A 2,067-nucleotide genomic window follows, 5' to 3' on the forward strand; every position below is an offset into this window, starting at 1 on the left:
CCTAAGCGACGAAAACTGGTTTGAGCGTTGGTCTGTCCTGTCGGTCCATGGTGGTCATCTCGCGTGCAATTAGTGACTGTTGACCGAAACCAAAAGACCCATCTGTTTTTTGACGGTCTTGTCGAAAACGAAAGCACCAATAGGTGGGTGGGTTAGCGTTGACTCGATTATTCGGTGGTCGTTTTCCCCGCTTGTTGTTAGCGGCTCCGTTAGGGGGGTGCTGTCTGTTGATGCTTCTGCGGCTGACGGCTCTAGGCTGGTTGCTGTCTTTCAGCTCAAAACGGGCAATGACTGCTGTCAACGAAAGCCGTCATTGCACTGGTTCGTCATTGCAGGTCCGCTCTACCTTTCAAAGCCGTCATTGAAAGCAGGCTTAGGCCGAGTGACTGCTTTCATAGGCGTCGAAATAGAACTGTCGACCCGTTGCTGTCGTTCAAGCTGCCACTTGCAATGTCTGATGTGTAGCGGTTGCACTCTGTCAAATTCGGGACATGGTTGACTGATCTTTGCTGAGCAGCCGTCGTTCAGTGAAGAGATGAAGCAATTGCGCGAAGTCAGAAGCCATCTAGGTAACGCTGGTCTATTCAAACCAGCCTCTACCAAATCCGTTGTGATTCAGGGATGTCCGGCTGGACGACTCCGCACTAGCCGAGGAAAAGTGCCATTTTGTACAGCCATCTCTCGTGCCTTTTTCATCTGCATTTTGAGCTTTTCGCTCCGATCATCCCAAAACGTAGCCGCCTTCTCTTGGAGCGCAGCAAAGGCCGCGATGGTGCACATGCATTCAACGTATCGCGGTGTTGTTCCAAACTCTTTAAGGGCGAGAATTTCCTGATGCACACGCTCCTCAAAGTACTCATCGAAAAGCCACTGCTTCTTTGGATTAGAGCAAAACTCCATGAGGATATGATCGTCCTCATTCATCGTTGCCTGTAAGAGCTCTGTAATGTCAGCGGCGACAGTCCTAGCAAAAAGGCCATTGGCATCATCTGGAAGCCTTGCACCCGACTTTGCTTTGTTGCAGACATCTGACGCAAGCAGAAAGTACGTCGCATACTCATCCGCCATGGCCTTGTAAACACCCCATGGCATCGCATCAGCCGCACCCTTGTCTTGCTCATACACTTCAAGGATTCGATTGGGAACGAGGTCTGCTTTCAGCACATCACCCCGCTGCGTGCGCTGGTCTTCGATCACTCCTTCGGACGAAATCGCAATAAGAATGCTTTCTTTCAAAGGCTGTCGATTGATCCCCTTGAAGTATTTGCGGTAATTTCCGCGCAAGATTTTTGCCTGCAATGTGGCCTGTTGAATGGGTGATTTAAACCCGAACTCACGTCCCTCAAACCGCTTAATCCATTGCCCATCATCCAGAATAACGATTCGCCCTGAAACGCTCTTACTTTCTATGATCCACAGACGATAGGGAGTAATCACGAGATGGTCGATCTGGGCTACCTCCTCGTTGAGAGTGAGGTAGACATCGTTGAGCACATGAATTTCGCTGCAGTCCGAGAAGTGCCTACGCAGGTAAAACGCCATTTGCGACTCAGCGGCATCGCCCTTTTTTTGATTGGCGCTGCGTAGTTCACGCTCTTCCTTATTCTTAATAATCATCTCGCACATCCCTCTCCTGTAAGCGACGCATCTTCTGATTTCCCAGTCACATTGCTTGGACCAGCTTTACCTAGACAGCTTTGAGGCCATGAGCAGGCTTCTACAGAAGCCTCCACTCAATGACTACTTTGTGCATTAGCAGCCATTAGAATTTCTAACTTGAACGAATGCAACTAGCCTGTGCCGCGCCTTTGCCGTAAAGCAGCCGCTCAAGTCGTGCAGCCTGGTTCATGACAAGGGCAGCACGACCGTAAGCTTGCTTCAAATTTCGGTTTGCTCGGAAATCTCCAGCGCATCGTCAACCTCTATGCCGAGATACCGGACGGTCGACTCCAGCTTGGCGTGCCCAAGCAGCAACTGAACGGCACGCAGGTTTTTGGTTCGTCGATAGATCAGCGTGGGCTTGGTTCTTCGTATCGAATGGGTACCATAGCTTGCGCGCTCCAGCCC

The 2,067-nt window shown here is 50.7% G+C and carries 1 protein-coding gene and 1 pseudogene; both read right to left on the bottom strand.

The genetic code is table 11. The features are described from left to right. Positions 1 to 615: 615 nt before the first annotated feature. The gene (locus CTATCC11996_RS17355; protein ID WP_157999249.1) at positions 616 to 1,617 is read right to left on the bottom strand and encodes a nuclease-related domain-containing protein; all 1,002 of its coding nucleotides are present in this window, start codon (positions 1,615 to 1,617) and stop codon (positions 616 to 618) included. 261 nt (positions 1,618 to 1,878) lie between these two features. Next, a pseudogene (locus tag CTATCC11996_RS17360) lies at positions 1,879 to 2,067 on the bottom strand (integrase); the annotation flags it as partial.

It is taken from the genome of Comamonas testosteroni ATCC 11996 (assembly GCF_000241525.1).
GTDB lineage: Bacteria > Pseudomonadota > Gammaproteobacteria > Burkholderiales > Burkholderiaceae_C > Comamonas > Comamonas testosteroni.